Origin of the sequence: Gilliamella sp. W8123, from assembly GCF_016101085.1 — a bacterium.
Classification (GTDB): Bacteria; Pseudomonadota; Gammaproteobacteria; order Enterobacterales; family Orbaceae; genus Gilliamella; species Gilliamella apis.
In genome coordinates this window covers 511,381-530,070 of record NZ_JACFRE010000001.1, presented here as the reverse complement: position 1 = coordinate 530,070, position 18,690 = coordinate 511,381, and the positions used below count along the sequence as shown (strand labels likewise).

The window sequence follows — 18,690 nt, the reverse complement described above, 5'->3', positions numbered from 1 at the left end:
TTATCTAATATCTGCACAATTTAGGCAGTAAATATAACGGTTTTGCCCATCTTGGAATTTGTCCCAGAATGAAACTTGTTGTTTGAGCTGTTTTACTTCAGGTATTTGTTCGAACAATACTTCTGCTGTTGATTTAGGCATCATTGCAATCATATCTGAATAAAAAGCATTGAGCCAATTACCTTCTTGTTTTTGCCAATCTATTTGATAATCTGAAATATTAGCTAATGTGGCGGCCATTTCGATTGCATCATCAAAATCACCTAACTTATCAACTAAACCGTTTTTACTTCCTTCTGAACCCAGCCACACTTGTCCTTGGGCTATATTATCTACTTGTTCGGTAGTCATATTTCGTGCTTTTGCTACTAAAGAAATAAAAGTGTGATAACCATTATCAATATTCATTTGGATAAATTGGTTCATTTCACTTGATAGATTTTGAGTTAGGCTTCTATTTGCTAATGGTGATGTTGATACTCCATCATTATAGACTCCGATATGAGAAAGTGAATTTTCAAAAGTTGGTACTATACCGAAGATGCCAATGGATCCAGTAATAGTATTTGGGCTGGCAACAATATAGTCCGATGCAGTTGATATCCAATAACCACCTGAAGCGGCCATACCACCCATGGAGACAACAACTGGAATTTGGTAACTACGTAAAGCTTCTAATTCATTGCGAATCGCTTCTGAAGCATCAACACTTCCTCCAGGGCTATTTACTCTAAGTATGACCGCTTGTATATTATTTTTATTTAAATTTTTACGAATGTTTCTTAATTGCTCAACAATATCTTGGCTTCCAGCGACATTGCTGCTATTTTCACCGTTGGTAATTGTTCCATTGACAAAAACAACGGCTATTTTTGGTTCTTCAGTTGCTGGTTTAGCAGTTTCTTTCAGCTGGTAATCATAAATACTTACTCTATTTTTTATATTGATTTCAAGTTCGAACTCGTGATTAGTCGCTATTGCATCAATCAAACCATTTGCTAAAGCGTATTGTGCCATGTTGCCATTAGCGGCTTTTAATTCTGATAACATTTCTTCAGGTAATGGTACTAATTGTGTCGGCGCTTTTTTTCGTTCTTCTGAAATATCACCAAGGTAGTTATTCCACATTAGATTTAACCATCGAGAGGTGTTGCTTCTGGCTTCATCCGACATATTGTCTCGAATGAACGGTTCAATAGCAGATTTATAAGTACCAACACGAAAAACATGAGTATTTATCTTTAAATTATCTAATAATGTTTTGTAATATAAGTTATTGGCTGATAATCCAAATACACTTACAGCGCCTAATGGCGTTAAGTATATTTTATTAGCATAACTGGCTAAATAATATTGACTTTGATTAAAGTTTGAGCCGATGGCATAAATAGGTTTATTGGCTGCTTTGAATTTCGTTAAATATTTTCCAATATACTGTAAGGAGCTCATATCAGCTCCGACAAAATTATCTAATTTTAACACCAAATTTTTAATATTTGGATCTGATGTGGCTTGGGATATCTTTTGCACTAAATCAAATAAGCTATTTTCGCGAGATAGATTTACTTTTTTGCCATAGATCTTATCTTGTATTTCATAAATTTCATCACTATAAAGTGAGTTATCAACGACAACTCCCTCAAGATCCATAATTAAAGTGCCAGATTGAGGAATGACATCTTGCTTGTTTACTTCTTTTATTAATGCGATACCACTAAAAATCAATAGAATAATGATTAAGAAAACGAGATTAAGAAATATTTCTCTGATTAAATTGATAATTTTCCAGATTGATTTTATAACAGATAGTGCAGACATAATAAAATAGCCTTTTTCTAATTTAATTGGTTTCGGTATTTTTCTTTTTGAAGTATTTTTTGTCTTCAAATCGCAAACAAGTTAATTTACCGCCCCAGCAACATCCAGTATCAAGCGCGTAAATATTCTCAGGAGTCCCTTTTCCATTCAGTGCTGCCCAATGACCAAAAGCTATACTATAATCTGAGGGGATTTTTCTTGGCAGAACAAACCAAGGTTTAAGCTTTGAGGGAGCTTGATCCGGTTGGTTTTTGTAATAAAAATCGAGTCGGCCATCTTCGTAGCAATAACGCATTCGCGTTAATGCATTGGCAATATATCGTAATCGATCTAATCCTTGTAGATCTATTGACCATTCATCGGGAAAATTACCATACATTTTGTCAAGGAAAAGGGGATAGGAATCACTGCTTAAAATGACATTTAGATCATGGGCACATTTTTTTAATGTTTCCATATCCCATTGTGGTGATATTCCAGCATGAGTCATAATGAGTTTTAGTTTTTCATCTATTTGGACTAGTGGTTGTTTACGTAACCAGTTCATTAATTCATCAAAATCATCTGCATGAATTAATTCATCAAGGTTATCCTTCTTTTTAGGAGGGGTAACATTGGCATGGATTGATAACAGATGTAAATCATGATTACCTAACACTAATCTAATTTGTTCGCTATTTTGTTTAACAAATCTAATAACTTCCAGTGATTTAGGCCCCCTAGCAACTAAATCACCAGTTAACCATAACGTATCCGATGATGAAAAACCTGCTTTTTCAAGTAAACGCATAAATTCATCATAACACCCATGAATATCACCAATTATTAGATTTGCCATAAGGTTATTTCCAAGCGTTTGCCAATAGACAATATTGTTTTACCGTCAAATTTTCCGCCCGTAAATTAGGGTCAATATCTAATTCAAGCATTTGTTCTGCCGTAAATAAATTACCTAAGCTGTTGCGTATGGTTTTACGTCTTTGATTAAATGCTTCTGTAGTAATCCGTGAGAGTACTTTGACATCATTAACTAAATAAGGTTTTTGCTTATAAGGTATTAGTTTTACTACAGCTGAATCAACTTTAGGGGCGGGTTTAAAAGAAGTTGGTGGTACTTCTAAAACAGGGATAATTTGGCAGTAATATTGTGCCATCACACTTAAGCGTCCATAATCTTTACTATTTGGAGCTGCAACTAAACGAGTAACTACCTCTTTTTGTAACATAAAATGCATATCAGCAATAATTGGCGCGTATTCAAATAAATGAAACATTAAGGGCGTCGAAATATTGTAAGGTAAGTTACCAAATACTCTTAATTGCTGACCTAATTGATCAAATAATAGATTAAAATCAAATGTTAATGCATCTTGTTTAATCACACTAATTTTATTTTGTAAAAAAGGATTTTCGACCAATCGACTAGCTAAATCCCTATCAATTTCAATCACAGTCAGATGATCAACATATTTACTTACCGGTATTGTCAATGCAGCAAGTCCTGGGCCTATTTCGACTAAAGCTTGCCCTTGTTTAGGTTGTATCGCTGCAACAATACTTTCAATAATATAATCATCATGTAGAAAGTTTTGACCAAATCGCTTGCGAGCAAAATGCCCTTGATGAACACGACTATTCATTCTTTCCTTCACCTGTAATTTTAATATAAGCATCACCTTTTAGTTCTTGAATCCAAACTTGTGCTTCTTCGGCAAATTTTCGGTTAAAAATAAGTCGGTAAGCTTGATCTTTCTTAACCATATTGGTGCCGTCAGTCTGTCTGGTATCAATTAGTTGAATTAAATGCCAACCGAAAGATGATCTTATTGGCTGACTGATTTCACCTTTTTTCAGTTGTAATAGTGCACTTTTAAAGCCATTATCATAAATTTCAGGTCTATTCCAACCTAAATTACCGCCATTGTCTTTAGAACCAGTGTCTTCAGAATTAGCTTTTGCTGCAGCAGCGAATGTGGTTGCTCCACTAGTAATGGCTTTACGGATATCAGTTAATTTTTGTTTAGCAATTTGATCGGTAACTAATACGTTAGTTTTAATTAATATGTGTCGAGCATTCACTTCTTGAAGGGTAATTTTTTTCGGCGCTTCAGAACGAGTATCATCAACTTTTATTATATGAATACCGACACCTGAACGGATAGGACCGACTACACTACCTTTTGCTGCACGAATCAAACGTTCTTCGAATATAGTCGGTAGTTCATTGAGCTTTCGCCATCCCATAGAGCCACCTTTTAGTGCGAGGTCATCATTAGAGTATGATGTGGCTAATTTAGCAAAATTTTCCCCTTTTTTAGCTCGATTAATAATGTCCATGGCTTTATTTGTGGCACTATCAACTTGTTGTTTAGATGCTTTTTCTGGAATGGAAATTAAAATATGACTAATTTTGACATCAATATTATTAGTCGGTTGATTAGTCATTGTTTTAGTTAGATTTTCAACTTCTCGAGGCGATACTTTGATTCTCGGCTTAACCTCATTTATACGGGCTTGCTCAATCAACATATCATTATGAATACGTTCTCGATAAGTGCTATAACTAATTCCCATTGCAGATAATTTACTTCGTAACTGATCGATTGTCATACCATTTTCAGCTGCAATACTATCAATCGCGCCGGTTACTTCATCATCACTTATGGTAATTTTAGCTTTAGCTGCTTTTTGTAAAATCAAATTTTCAACGATTAAGCGCTCGATGATTTGCTTTCGGAGTACTTTATCGCTAGGTAAAGTTCTTGGATCGGCACTTGCTTTAATGGTTTTTAGCATATCATTAACGTCACTTTCTAAAATGACATTATTATTAACCACCGCAGCAACTTGTTCTATAACTTTGGGAGCTGCATGAGCTGAAAGTGGGGTAAAGAGTGCTACATTAATACTTAAGTTTAATGCAATAAAAAGTTTTAATAATTTCATAGTTATTTAACTCATTATATTGTTGTGATATTAATTTTATCACTATAAATTTATTTGTTAGTTTATTAAAATGTTGATGTATAAGGTAACTTACCAAAGTCTAACATTTTAGCTTTGTAATCACTATTGTTACCTAAACCTTGTAATTCAAAGTTAATTGAAAGTTTATTTTTATATTTACTCACATGGGTTTTGTCGTCCCAATCGGTTAGCTTTCGGCCATATTGCATGGTTACTCCCCAGCAACAATCACTATAATGTAGGCCAACAAAGCTATCTGCAGTTTGATTCTGTTTCATATCAAAATAATATGATCCGACAGCACTTACAGTTGCAGATAATGGCCAACTAGCCATGATACCGGCTTGAGACAGATCTTGCTTATAGCGTTTTTCTGATGAATCTTTATATCTGTCATCTACAGTAGTAATATAATTATGGTTTGCATATCGATAAGATAATTGCATTAATTTATCACTGTTAGGTCGATACTCAAAGGTAGTGTTAGCTAAGGCAATGGTGTCAATTCGGGTATCATATTGGATGCCACTACGAAAAACAATATCATTACTTATACGCCAAAAATTATCTGTTGCCCATGTAATACTGCCCGTATCTGAATTTTTATCTAATTCATTATTATGCTCACTAGTTTTAGATTTAGTGAAATAAGTAATTTGACCAAGAGATAAGTTGAATTTTTCAATTTTATTACTATTATAAATACGTGTGGTTACCCCTGTAGCAAGTTTGTTAGTCGAGGCTATCCGATCTAAACCGCTGTATGCCAAATCTCTAAATAATCCAACGTAATCAGTCTGTAAATAACTTGAGTCATAGTTATCGATATTGGATTGATCGCGATAGGGAATATAAGTATATTTAATTCGTGGTTCAAGTGTTTGGGTATAACCATTCTTAAACTCAATGTCACGTTCGAAAATAACTTTACCATCCAGACTAAATTTAGGAATAAAACGATTTACATTATTATCTAATTTTTTATATAACTTTTTATCTAGATCTTTGTTTAGGCGATTATATCTTTTAAGATTTTGTTGTTTGTAATGAGTCGCCATAAAGCCTGTTTCTGTTGCTAATGAGGCCCAAGAATTAGTTACTGTATAATTCAGTGTTGGTTCAATATGGGCTCGCCATGCATTAGGTTTATCTTTTGTGGCATTTATAAAATGATATACTTGTGCAAATGTTTTGAATTTTAGTGGGCCCAGGTCGTAATTATAATAATTAATATCGAATTGGGGCTGAGTTTGATAAAGGTTATTCTTATAAAATGTTTGAAAATGGTTGTAACCTAAAGCTACATCCCAACTTTCATCATTATAGGCTAACTTATAGAATTGCGTTAAATATCCATCTGTCTGAAAGGCATATTTAGAGCTAAGATCGGTTAAATATTGATTATCACTAATCCGTGTAACATTAGTATATAAGCGCCAATTATAATTTATTAATTCGTCATTTTTCCAATGGAATAACCAGCGATTATTATTATCATCATAATTATTGCCATTTAATAATGCCTTTCTATCTTCATTGTATTGACTATCATGTTGCAACCAGTCAAAAGCGATAGTTCCTAATCCTAACTGATTTAAATAGCGAAATTCGGTTTGTAATTGTATACCACGATGTTGTAATACTCTTGGTGTTAATGTTGCATCATAATTTGGTGCTATATTCCAATAAAAAGGTAAAGCGAAGTCAACACCATCAATACTATCATAACCAAAAGTGGGTATTAATAAACCAGAACGTCTTTTATTACCGGTTGGTAATTGTAAATAAGGCGAATATAGAACAGGTACTTTGCCGATGCTAAATACTGCATTCCAGGCTTCAAGCAATTGTTCTTCGTTATCATGAATTATTGTAGTACCTTTAATATTCCAAGTACTATCATCTACTGGACAGGAAGTAAAACTACCATTTTTTAGAATGATATAGCGGTTTTTTTCTAGCTTCATTTCATCGGCTTTACCACGCCCAAGCCGATCAACTAAATGATACTCACTGGGATGCATATCCGAATCATTATTGTTGAGATTTATCGCCGCATGATCACCTTTCATTTTTATTAAATTATCTTGATAAGTGATGTTTCCATCCAATATTGCCATGCGGTTATTTGTATCTTTAGAATCAATAGTTACTTTATCTGCTAGAACGGTGCGATTACCTTGTTCAACATACACGTCGCCACTATAAATAGCTAAATCTGGATAAATTGCTTCGAATTCATTAGATTCTGCATTAACCGGTAATGTATTTATATCACCATTTACAATTGGTCGCTCAAATTTTGGTACATTAATAAGACACTTAGGATTATTAGTATCATTTTTAGGTAAGCCAATTGCATAGCTAGGACTATTATAATTATACAAAGAAAATGTAACAGCTATAGCAATAAGAGAGAGTGATAATTTTTTCATCAATGATTAGAGTGTAATTATGATTATTTTAATTAAAACATTATAGCGGTTATTTATAAAAGTGCGAATGAAAATTAACGTTTAGTTCGTCGTTTATTACTTTTGCCTAATTGTTTAACCATAAATATTTTTCTTTCGGTGGATACATGTTGAAATTCATCCCACCATTTAGCTAAATCTAACAATTCACCTTTTTCAATAGATGATCGCATTTCTAACAAATCATAGGCAGCACGAAATTTAGGATGTTCTAAAATCACAAAGGCACGTTTCCCTTCTCGTTTCTTCATTCTTAATTGTAAACGCCATATATCACTCATTATATTTGTTAATCGTTTGGGTATTGCGATAATTCGACACTGTTCGCTTAACACATCATTAATGGCCATAGAAAAAGAATCATAATACTGAAGGCCGCTTTCAATACAATTGATCTGAGTCTGTTCTATAATTGGATACCAAAAAAAGGCTGCGTATAAAAAAGCAGGATTGACACGTTGCTCGTTTGCTATTCGATAATCAGTATTTTTTAATACGTGAGCAATAATTTTCTCCAAATTGCCATTATTATTGTGTACAAATAAATGTTCAACTACCGGGAAAAGTTGTTCAAATAATTGGTATTGTTTTAATAAGATATAAGTATTGTAACCATGACCAGATTGTAATAATTTTAAAGATTCATCGAAAAGTCGTGCCGATGGAATATTTTTTAGCAACGGGGCTAGCGTTTTAATGGGATCAGCCGTTGCTTGATCTATTTTCATGTTAAGTTTGGCGGCAAAACGAATTGTTCTTAACATTCTAACCGGATCTTCACGATACCTTGTTTGTGGATCGCCAATTAATCGAATAACGCCATTTTTTAAATCGTTTAATCCGCCACAATAATCACGGATAGTAAAGTCTTTAACATTGTAATAAAGGGCATTCATCGTGAAGTCCCGTCGGATAGCATCTTGTTCAATCGTACCGTATACATTGTCACGTAATAGCATGCCAGATTGTGATCTTTTAGATATATTGGTATGTTCACTTTGACCATCATGATCACCACGAAAAGTGGCGACTTCAATTATCTCTTTACCGAACATAATGTGTGCTAAACGAAAACGTCTTCCGATCAGGCGACAATTCCGAAACACCTTTAGAATTTGTTCCGGAGTAGCATTTGTGGCAATATCAAAGTCCTTAGGTTTTTTACCTAAGAGAAGATCTCTAATACATCCACCAACTAGATAAGCTTCATATCCTTGTTTATTTAAGCGGTAAAGAACTTTTAGGGCATTTTCGCTTATATTTTTACGAGAAATATTATGTTCATTGCGAGAAATGGATACATAGTGCGATTTTTGCTGTTCTTCATGCTGAAACATTTTACGATAAAAGCGAGAAACTTGTTTAAAAATAGCACACCTCAAATTAATAATAGTCTATATAGCAATCTAGCGCGCGATTATATCGCAATTACTTTTAACTTTCCATTTTTCTTAATATGGCTATGGTAAGTAGAATGATGGGATTTAGTTTATAATCATCAAAGATTCTATTTGATTTTTTAAACATAATTATCAACAATAGTAATTTATATAGTACAATTAATAAAGTTAGCCTATTAAGCATCAAGAAATTATGCATAACAACAGATTTTATCTGTATTTAAATGACTAATTAATTTTACTGAATTTGATACTCTTATTTTATAAATGATTTTTATACAAAAAACAGTAGTATTTTATATCTATTTATTATATTCCTGAGTATATAACCATTAACTGATAATTTTTTGGGGACACTATGAATATTCGTGATTTGGAATATTTTGTATCGTTAGCTGAATTTCGGCACTTTCGTAAAGCAGCAGATGCTTGTAATGTTAGTCAACCAACATTAAGTGGTCAAATCAGAAAACTTGAAGACGAATTAGGTGTAATGTTACTTGAGCGAACTAGTCGCAAAGTGTTATTTACCCAAACCGGTATGATGCTTGTTGAGCAAGCCAAAGAAATTTTACGTAATATACAAATTTTAAAAGAGATGGCTAGTCGTCAAGGTGAAGAAATGTCTGGTCCGATGCATATAGGTTTGATCCCAACTATTGCACCCTATTTATTACCGCATGTAATTACCGTTTTACACGAATCTTTTCCTCAATTAGAACTTTATTTGCATGAAGCTCAAACTGCCAATATTGTTGCTCAACTTGAGAGTGGAAAACTGGATTGTGCGATTATTGCTCAAGTAAAAGAAACAGCACAATTTATTGAATTACCACTGTTTAATGAACCTATGTTTTTAGCGGTTCCAGCAAGTGACGAATTAGCAACTAAACAAACAGTTAAGCTTTCTAATTTAAAAGGGCAAAAATTTTTAATGTTAGAAGATGGTCACTGTTTGCGTGAACATGCGATGGGATATTGTTTTCAAGTCGGAATTGATGAAGACAAACAATTTAAAGCAACGAGTTTAGAAACATTACGAAGTATGATATCTGCTGGGCGTGGTATTACCTTATTTCCAGAGCTTGCTGCACCGAATGAACGTACTCGTGATAATATTTGTTATATTCCTTGTAGTGATCCTATACCAATGCGAAGTATTGCTTTGATTTATCGACCAGGCTCTCCACTAAGAGCACGTTATGAAACTATAGCTAAAACTATTCGCGATCATATGCCAAAAGTTTTTGCAGAAAAAGAGCGGTTATTGGGGCAAACAAACTGATAACTTACATTTGTATCATGCTGAATTTTGAAAATGAAAAACATTAAAACCGGTGGTATCAGAGCGCAGCAAAAGGAAAGAACGCGTCGAAGTTTGATTGATGCTGCGTTTAATCAACTTAATGCTGAACAAGGTTTTGCAAGTTTAAGTTTGCGTGAAGTTGCTCGTGAAGCAGGTATTGCCGCTACCTCATTTTATCGACATTTTCGTGATATGGATGAATTAGGTTTAGCGATGGTTGATGAAAGTGGTTTAACTCTTCGTCAATTATTAAGACAAGCTCGAAAACGTATCGAAAAAGGTGGTAGTGTGCTTCGGACTTCTGTAACCACCTTTATTGAATTTGTAGATAAAAATCCTAAAGTATTTCTATTATTACTGCGTGAAAAAGCTGGAACTTCTTCTGCTTTTCGTTCGGCAATTGCACGTGAAATTCAGCATTTCATTGTCGAGCTTGTTGACTATTTAGATAATGCTAATCAAATGCCACATCATTATAATGAAGCTCAAGCAGAAGCGATGGTTACTATTGCTTTTAATGCTGGTGCGGAAGCGCTTGATTTTGATACTATTCAACGTCAAAAATTAATAGAAGATCTTATTTTTCAACTTCGAATGGTTTCTCGAGGGGCTTATTACCTTTATCATAAAGAACAAGTAAAACTTGAAAATCATTGATCATTTTTTCATTTTATATTTATTCCCAAATTGTAATTTAGATTTCAATAGTAATTGCCATAAATAAACTTTATTACATCATTTTATAATTATTTTAATTTATTTCCTATTTACAAACATTTCTAGCTAAATCTTCCGCAATTTATATAATTAATCCAGATGTAATACATTTCTGTTTTATGCAAATTTGTAAATCTACAGCAAAAGATATCTTAAATCAAGAAAAATAAGGTTAGGGTATTCATTGTAAAGATGGTAGTTATCATACAAAAGGTGAGAAACATCGTGAAGTTATAGATCTCATTATTGGTTTTTTATCTAAAACATTCAAAAAATGAAAATTGTCATTAAAAAAACTGCGACATTAAGTCGCAGTTTGTTGTGATTTATAATGGTAACATCATTATAAATTTTGTAGCACTTTTTCAACACTATCTTTAGCATCACCAAATAACATGTAGCTATTTTCTTTAAAGAATAGTGGGTTTTGCACGCCAGCATAGCCGGTATTCATAGAACGTTTTGAAATAATGACAGTTTTTGCTTTCCAAACTTCTAGAACAGGCATTCCTGCGATAGGGCTATTTGGATCTTCTTCTGCTGCAGGGTTAACTGTATCGTTAGCACCAATTACCCAAACAACATCAGTATCAGGGAAGTCATCATTAATTTCATCCATTTCCAATACAATATCATAAGGAACTTTTGCTTCAGCTAATAATACGTTCATATGGCCAGGTAAACGTCCTGCAACTGGATGAATACCAAAGCGAACTTCTATACCCATACCACGAAGTTTTTCAGTAATATTGCTTACTGCACCTTGTGCTTGAGCTACAGCCATACCATAACCTGGTACAATAATCACTGAACGAGCTTCTTTTAAGGTTTGAGCAACTTCGGCTGGTTGCATTTCACGGTATTCACCTTGTTCTTCTTCTGATGAGCTTGATGAACTGCCATCACTACCAAAACCACCGGCAATTACGCTGATAAATGAACGATTCATTGCTTTACACATAATGTAAGAAAGAATTGCCCCTGAAGAACCAACCAAAGCACCAGTAACAATAAGTAAGTCATTACCTAACATAAATCCTGCTGCTGCTGCGGCCCAACCAGAATATGAGTTAAGCATTGAAATAACCACTGGCATATCGGCGCCACCAATTGAAGCAACAAGATGGAAGCCAAACACTAATGCAATGATTGTCATAACTAGTAAACTAACAAGTGCGCCTGCGCCAGTTTTTACACCAATAAAAGTAAACATTAAAATTACTGATACAACAATGGCTGCTAAGTTCCAGTAGTGTTTATATGGAATAGATAGTGGTTTAGAACTAATACGACCATTTAGTTTACCAAATGCAACTACTGAACCAGAGAATGTAACCGCACCAATGAAGATACCAACAAAGATTTCAACTAAATGCACAGTTAATTCATTGCTGGTAATTATTGTATGTGCATCTAAGAAACTATTAAAACCAACAAGAACCGCCGCCATACCAACAAAACTATGGAGAAGCGCAACCAGTTCTGGCATTTGGGTCATTTCTACTTTCTTAGCAAGATATAGACCGATAGCTGCACCAATAACCATAGCAATAATGATCCAGTGCAGTCCACCTTTGATACTAGCAACAGCAGCAATAAGAGCAATTGCCATACCAATCATGCCATAAATGTTTCCAGATTTAGCTGATTCTTGATTTGATAGGCCTCGTAAACTAAAGATAAACAGTAATGCAGCAATAACATAAGCTGCTTGAATGATTCCATGACTTAACATTATCAATAATCTCCTTTACTTGCCACGTTGGAACATTTTTAGCATTCTTTGGGTAACAAAGAATCCACCAAAAATATTGATACTAGCAATCAAAATAGCAACGAAGGCAATCGCCGTAGTTAAGCCATTATCATCACCGACTTGCAATATTGCACCGACTAATATAATACCGGATATAGCATTAGTAACTGACATTAGTGGTGTATGTAATGAATGGGTTACATTCCATACTACGTAATAACCAACTACACATGATAAAGCAAATACAGTAAAGTGGCCTAAAAAGCTCTCAGGCACAGAGTTTGCTAACCAGAAATAGGCAATAATTAATAAAGCAAAAATACCATATTTTTTGGCTGGTGACATTGGTTTAGGTTCAGGTTTAGCCACAGGCTCAACCGCTTTTTTCTGTGGTTGTGCTGAAACTTGAATCGGTGGTGCAGGCCAAGTGATTTCTTTATCTTTAACTACAGTTACACCACGAATCACTACATCATCAAAGTTGATATCAATATTACCATCTTTTTCTTTGGCAAGTAATTTTAATAAATTAACAATGTTGGTGCCGTATAATTGTGATGCTTGTGCTGGCATACGGTTAGCTAAATCAGTATAACCAACAATTTTAACGTTATTATCAGTTTCGAATACTTGACCTGGTTTAGTTAATTCGCAGTTACCGCCAGTTAATGCTGCTAAATCAACAATAACACTGCCTGGTTTCATTGATTCAACCATCTCTTTTGAGATAAGTTTTGGCGCAGGTTTACCTGGAATTAATGCTGTAGTAATGATGATATCAACATCTTTAGCTTGTTCAGCAAATAATGCCATTTCGGCTTCGATAAATGCGGCAGACATTTGTTTAGCATAGCCGTCACCAGAGCCCGATTCTTCTTCGAAATCTAATTCTAAGAAGTCAGCTCCCATACTATTAATTTGTTCTGCAACTTCAGGTCGTGTATCGAATGCACGAACAATCGCACCTAAGCTAACCGCCGCACCAATTGCAGCAAGACCCGCTACACCCGCACCAATAACTAAAACTTTTGCTGGTGGCACTTTACCTGCAGCAGTAACTTGCCCTGTAAAGAAACGGCCGAACTGGTTTGCAGCTTCAATAACTGAACGGTAACCGGCAATATTAGACATTGAACTTAATGCATCAAGAGATTGAGCTCGTGAAATACGAGGTACACAATCCATTGCCATTACAGTAATATTTTTAGTTGCAAGTTTTTCTAAAAGATCTTTATGTTGAGCAGGATAAATATAACTGATAAGTGTTAATCCCTCTTTCATTAGAGCGATTTCTTCATCAGTTGGCGCATGAAATTTTAAAATAAGATCATTTTGCCAAATATCCTTTGTACTTTGAATAGTGGCTCCAGCATCAATAAAAGCTTGGTCTTCGAAATGAGCAGCATGTCCAGCACCTTGTTCTACTGAAACTGTAAATCCTAGTTTTAACAGTTGTCCAACGGTTTGAGGTGTTGCTGCAACTCTAGCTTCATTGGCTAACCGTTCTTTTGGTATACCGATATGCATTGCGTTACATCCTTATGTTAAGAAAGATTATTCATGTTTTGCGATTTTAGCATAAATTAGCGACAGTGCGAGTAAGGAATTAATTTTTTATTATCGAAATTAGATTATTATTTTTTATGATAACTTGATATAGGGTTATGAGTTATAGCAAAAGTATAATTGTTTTGCTGATAGTTATTACTAATAGACGTGACAATAATAAGATGGATAGTTTTCATTAAATTTTACTATTTTTAAAGCAGTCGAGTTTAACCTATGTTTGTTCCGTTTGCTTCTGTTTTATCTCATAAGTTATGATTATTATCACTCTTTTAATGATTTAATCCAGCTATACTTTGAATTAATCATCAAGAGGTTTACTTTATGTTCTTAGAAGAAAGACAAAAAGCTATCTTAGATTACTTAGATAAACATGAAAAAGGTAGTGTTCAATATTTTTCGGAAATATTTAAAGTATCTAAAGAGACTATTAGAAAAGATCTCTCTACGCTGGCGAAACAATTATTAGTTATTCGTTGTTATGGTGGAGCCATGATTAAAAGGCATAGATTAGTAAGCAATATTACTGATAAAGAGTGTATTACCTCATTAATGACAAGATATGATAAACAGAAATTTAAAAAACGAGGAGACAGAATGAACGGTAATGTTTGTATTTTAGGTTCATTTAATGTTGATATTGTTGCACAAGTGGCAAGATTTCCCAAAGGCGGTGAGTCAATTCTAGCGCAAAAAAGTATGATTGGTCCAGGTGGAAAAGGTGCTAATCAAGCACTTGCTGCAAGTCATGCCGATGCAAAAGTTCATTTTGTCGCAAAAGTTGGAACCGATCAATTTAGTCAATTTGCTCATGATCATCTATCTTCATCAAAAATTAACTCATTTACTTTGTATCAATCAGATAAAGAACCTACCGGCAATGCTGTCATTTATGTTTCTGAAGAGAATGGCGAGAATATGATTGCCATCTATCCTGGTGCAAATTTAACAATTACTGATAAAGAAATTGTAATGTTAGAAAGTTATCTCAAACAATCTGATATTCTATTAGTTCAACTTGAAAATAATATTGATGCCGTTTTAAATGCAATGAAATTAGCTAAAGCAATGGGGGTTAAAGTGGTGTTAAATCCCGCGCCTTATTCTAAAGATATTCAACAGTTATTATCTTATATCGATATTATTACTCCGAATGAAACTGAAGCAAGTTTAATGTCAGGAGTTGAAGTTAATGATTTCGATAGTGCCAAGCTTGCAGCAGAAAAAATTTATTCATTAGGTATTCAAACAGTCATTATTACTTTAGGTAGTAAAGGTTCTCTTATTTATGATGGTAAACATCATCAACATATTAAGCCTTTCTTAGCTGTTCCTGTTGATACAACTGGTGCTGGCGATGCTTTTAATGGAGCTTTTTGTGCTTCATTGGCTAAAGGAGAAACTCTTTATCAAGCAGCAGTTTATGCTTCAGCTTTTGCATCTTTAGCCGTTGAGCGTGAAGGTGCATCAAATATGCCATCGCATCAAAATGTGCTTAAACGAATGGCAAATATATAAATTTACTTGAGGAACCGATTTATGATGAATCAGCCAAAAAAAATTATCCTTGATTGCGATCCCGGTCATGATGATGCTATCGCACTTTTATTAGCTCATGGTAATCCAAATATTGAATTGCTAGCGGTAACTACGGTTGTTGGTAACCAAACATTAGAAAAAGTAACTCGTAATGCATTATCTGTTGCACGTATCGCTAATATTACTAATGTTCCCTTTGCTGCAGGAGCGGTAAGACCTCTAATTAGAAATGTAGAAGTGGCACCGGATATTCATGGTGACTCTGGACTTGATGGCCCCGTTTTACCTGAACCGGCAATTCAATTAGATAAAAGGCATGCTATTGATTTAATTATTGATACCATCATGTCACATCCCCCTAAAACAGTCACATTAGTTCCAACAGGCGGTTTAACTAATATTGCAATGGCGGTACGTAAAGAGCCGAAAATTGTTGAACGAGTAAAAGAAGTTGTTTTGATGGGCGGTGGGTATCATGTTGGCAACTGGAGTGCTGTTGCTGAGTTTAATATCAAGATAGATCCAGAAGCAGCTCACATAGTATTTAATGAAAAATGGCCAGTTACTATGGTTGGATTAGATCTAACCCATCAAGCATTAGCTACACCAGAAGTAATTGAAAAAATATCTGCAATAAAAACAAAACCAGCTAAATTTGTTTTGGAAATGTTGGAATTCTTCGGAAAAATGTATAAACAAGCTCAAGGTTTTACTTATCCGCCAGTTCATGACCCTTGCGCTGTTGCTTATGTTATTAATCCTGAGTTAATAAAAACTAAACGAGTACCAGTTGATATTGAATTGACAGGTACATTAACTTTAGGAATGACCGTGGCTGATTTTCGTTTCCCTCCTGATGATAGTTGTCATACTCAGGTTGCAACTGAACTTGATCATACTGGTTTTTGGGATTTAATTGTTGACTCCCTAGAACGAATAGGTGAGGTTAATCTATGATTGAAAAAAGTAAAGATAAATCCAGTGTATTTACACTGATGATGGCTTTGCTTGCTGCATGTGTTGCTTTCCAACTTAATGCTAGTATGTTAAGCCCTGTATTAGTAACCATAGCAAAAGAGTTAGGAACTAATGATGCTGCTGTTGGGCTATCGCAAACCTCGTTTTTCACAGCAGCAGCTTTATTTTCATTATTTTTACCACGATTAAGTGATATAAAAGGGCGAAAAAAAGTCTTAACTGCTATGTTATTAATCATGACATTAGGTACAGTTTTAGCTGCTGTTGCACCAAATATTGAAGTGTTATATGCCGCGAGGATTATTCAAGGTGTCTCAGGGCCAGTCGTACCTCTATGCTTGTTAATGTTAAGTTTTGAAGTAAAAGATGTTAAACAGTATGGTATGTTAATGGGAATAATAACAGCAGTAAATGGTGGTATTGCTGGTGTTGATGCGATAGCTGGCGGTCTACTTGCTACTCATTTCGGGTTTCGTTCTGTATTTTGGGTTATAGCTATAGTTGCCGCAATTTCCACTTTCTTTGTTCATCGTTTTGCCTCCGAATCTAAACCATCGGCAGGCACTAAAATGGATTGGTTAGGTGTTTTACTAATTGTTCTAACCATAGCTGCGCTATTACTCGCACTTAATGAAGCGGGTAAACTAGGTAACGCAAATTGGTTGATTGTCTTAGGATTAACTCTGTTTGCTATCTTATGTTTTATTCTGTTTTGGCATGTAGAAAAAAGAAATAAACAACCGCTTGTTACCACTAATCATTTGAAAAAACGTGCTACATGGGCTTTGTTATTAACAACAACTTTAACCATGACAGGTATTTTCGCTATTGTTAATGGTTTAGTTATGTCAATTGCTCAAAATCATGAGATTGGCTTTGGATTAGAAGCTGATTGGGCTTCACTCATTTTTCTAACTCCTTATGCTTTAATTGGTTGGTTTGTGGGACCATTTTCTGGAAGATTGGCACCAACAATGGGGTATAACAATGTGCTAAAATTAGGTCTTGTTGGCTGTGTTATTGGCATCTTAGTTATTATGTTTTATGGCATTCATTCTCTACCTATTTTATCAGTAGGGGTTATTGTGCTAGGTATTTTCTACGCAGGCATGGCCAATATTATTTTGAATGGCCTAGGTGTTGTTTTATCACCTAGCGAAAACCCAGGTTTTCTACCAGGTATGAATGCTGGGGCATTTAATTTAGGCGCTGGCTTAAGTTTTGCATTATTACCAGCAATTCAAATGATGAATGGTAACTCAATTGATGGTTATTTCAATGGCATGTTACTTGGATTAGTGATCACGGTATTAGCTCTACTTTGTAGTTTTCTTATACCTCGTCCAATCAATGCTGAAGTTTAATAATCGAATTAATAAAAACGGGATAATAATCCCGTTTTTATATGTAAATTAATCTTCTTCAGGAATTAGTGTAAAAACTAGAGTGGTAAAAAACTTATCTTGTGTCGCTAATTGATTATCTTTAAGCGGAAAACCAATTTCAACGCCAATAACGTTTAAACCTTGGTTTGGCACAATAATAGTAGTTTGACCTTTATCATCTGTTTTCACTGTTTTATCTAAGTTATTCACCACATCAACAATAACTGCTGTGTTAGCTAGTGGTTTTCCATCTTTATACACAGTAATTGGTAAACTATCACCACGTTTCAATTTTGTCGGATCAACAGAAGGAACGATTTGTAAAGGAATATCTTCAACCATTTTAGGGTTATTAACGGATGATAAATAATTAACGCTATATTTTATGGCGTGAGTGCCATTACTGGCTCCTTTAACTTTATTCATGGGTAAATTAACATACTTACCTTCTGAATTTTTGGTCCAATAGCCATAATCAAAATCAACCGTTACTACCGCTGTTTGATCTGACGGTTCAATAGTCACAAAATTATCATGTGACTTTTTAGATATCGGTAGCAGTGACCAATTACTATTATAAGCTTTAACATCTTTTACACTTTCAGTCTTATAACCATTGTCTAAAGGCCCTTCACCTAAAACAATTTGTTTTTGATCGACTCGATTAGTAATCCATATACCATGAGCAATTACTGATTGTGAAACCAAACCAATAAAAGTCCCCAATAAAATTGATAATAATACTTTTCGCATAAATACCTCTACATTTTAAATGAAAACGATA

14 protein-coding genes are annotated in these 18,690 nt (G+C 34.4%); 5 read left to right on the top strand and 9 right to left on the bottom strand.

Going from position 1 to position 18,690, the window contains the following annotated elements; all coding sequences use genetic code 11:
- The 6 genes from sppA to pcnB all read right to left on the bottom strand — a co-directional run bounded on the left by sppA (position 1) and on the right by pcnB (position 8,596).
- Entirely contained in the window at positions 1-1,818 is a 1,818-nt protein-coding gene (gene sppA, locus H3T56_RS02405) for a signal peptide peptidase SppA (protein ID WP_065577703.1), read from the bottom strand.
- A gap of 22 nt (positions 1,819-1,840) precedes the next feature.
- A complete protein-coding gene (apaH, locus tag H3T56_RS02400; protein WP_198191910.1) occupies positions 1,841-2,656 on the bottom strand; it encodes a bis(5'-nucleosyl)-tetraphosphatase (symmetrical) ApaH in 816 nt (271 codons plus the stop codon).
- 4 nt (positions 2,657-2,660) lie between these two features.
- Complete coding sequence (gene rsmA, locus H3T56_RS02395; protein WP_065577702.1) at positions 2,661-3,458, bottom strand: 16S rRNA (adenine(1518)-N(6)/adenine(1519)-N(6))-dimethyltransferase RsmA; 798 nt, start codon at positions 3,456-3,458, stop codon at positions 2,661-2,663.
- Positions 3,451-4,764: a peptidylprolyl isomerase SurA gene (surA, locus tag H3T56_RS02390; protein ID WP_065577701.1), complete on the bottom strand. Its 1,314-nt coding sequence runs from the start codon at positions 4,762-4,764 to the stop codon at positions 3,451-3,453. Before surA ends, rsmA begins: the two co-directional genes overlap by 8 nt.
- Before the next feature lie 65 nt (positions 4,765-4,829).
- The gene (lptD, locus tag H3T56_RS02385) at positions 4,830-7,220 is read right to left on the bottom strand and encodes an LPS assembly protein LptD (RefSeq protein ID WP_198191909.1); all 2,391 of its coding nucleotides are present in this window, start codon (positions 7,218-7,220) and stop codon (positions 4,830-4,832) included.
- A 74-nt stretch (positions 7,221-7,294) separates the two neighbouring features.
- Positions 7,295-8,596, bottom strand: coding sequence for a polynucleotide adenylyltransferase PcnB (gene pcnB, locus H3T56_RS02380; RefSeq protein ID WP_065577699.1), 1,302 nt, complete (start codon positions 8,594-8,596; stop codon positions 7,295-7,297).
- 421 nt (positions 8,597-9,017) lie between these two features.
- On the opposite strand from pcnB, the gene oxyR reads away from it, so the two are divergent.
- Together oxyR and fabR are read left to right on the top strand one after the other, a co-directional pair.
- Positions 9,018-9,944 carry a DNA-binding transcriptional regulator OxyR gene (oxyR, locus tag H3T56_RS02375; protein ID WP_034902295.1) on the top strand — a complete coding sequence of 309 codons (927 nt, stop codon included), beginning with the start codon at positions 9,018-9,020 and terminating at the stop codon, positions 9,942-9,944.
- A gap of 33 nt (positions 9,945-9,977) precedes the next feature.
- Positions 9,978-10,622 carry an HTH-type transcriptional repressor FabR gene (fabR, locus tag H3T56_RS02370; RefSeq protein WP_034902293.1) on the top strand — a complete coding sequence of 215 codons (645 nt, stop codon included), beginning with the start codon at positions 9,978-9,980 and terminating at the stop codon, positions 10,620-10,622.
- 403 nt (positions 10,623-11,025) lie between these two features.
- Here fabR and pntB read toward each other — a convergent pair whose 3' ends face one another.
- Positions 11,026-12,417, bottom strand: coding sequence for a Re/Si-specific NAD(P)(+) transhydrogenase subunit beta (pntB, locus tag H3T56_RS02365; protein ID WP_198191908.1), 1,392 nt, complete (start codon positions 12,415-12,417; stop codon positions 11,026-11,028).
- Positions 12,418-12,432: 15 nt separating this feature from the next.
- The gene (gene pntA / locus H3T56_RS02360) at positions 12,433-13,965 is read right to left on the bottom strand and encodes a Re/Si-specific NAD(P)(+) transhydrogenase subunit alpha (RefSeq protein WP_198191907.1); all 1,533 of its coding nucleotides are present in this window, start codon (positions 13,963-13,965) and stop codon (positions 12,433-12,435) included.
- Between the two features lie 363 nt (positions 13,966-14,328).
- On the opposite strand from pntA, the gene rbsK reads away from it, so the two are divergent.
- Genes rbsK through H3T56_RS02345 form a run of 3 tightly spaced genes read left to right on the top strand, consistent with a single transcriptional unit; the run spans position 14,329 to position 17,885 of the window.
- Positions 14,329-15,522: a ribokinase gene (gene rbsK, locus H3T56_RS02355; protein ID WP_065577698.1), complete on the top strand. Its 1,194-nt coding sequence runs from the start codon at positions 14,329-14,331 to the stop codon at positions 15,520-15,522.
- 24 nt (positions 15,523-15,546) lie between these two features.
- Positions 15,547-16,500 (top strand): nucleoside hydrolase, encoded by a 954-nt coding sequence (locus tag H3T56_RS02350; RefSeq protein WP_370527995.1) that lies wholly within the window; start codon positions 15,547-15,549, stop codon positions 16,498-16,500.
- Positions 16,497-17,885, top strand: coding sequence for an MFS transporter (locus tag H3T56_RS02345; protein ID WP_198191906.1), 1,389 nt, complete (start codon positions 16,497-16,499; stop codon positions 17,883-17,885). Before H3T56_RS02350 ends, H3T56_RS02345 begins: the two co-directional genes overlap by 4 nt.
- 48 nt (positions 17,886-17,933) lie before the next feature.
- Here the strand turns inward: H3T56_RS02345 and H3T56_RS02340 are convergent, their stop codons facing one another.
- On the bottom strand, positions 17,934-18,659 hold the full coding sequence (locus tag H3T56_RS02340; protein WP_034902283.1) for a DUF4198 domain-containing protein: 726 nt from the start codon (positions 18,657-18,659) through the stop codon (positions 17,934-17,936).
- Positions 18,660-18,690: the final 31 nt, after the last annotated feature.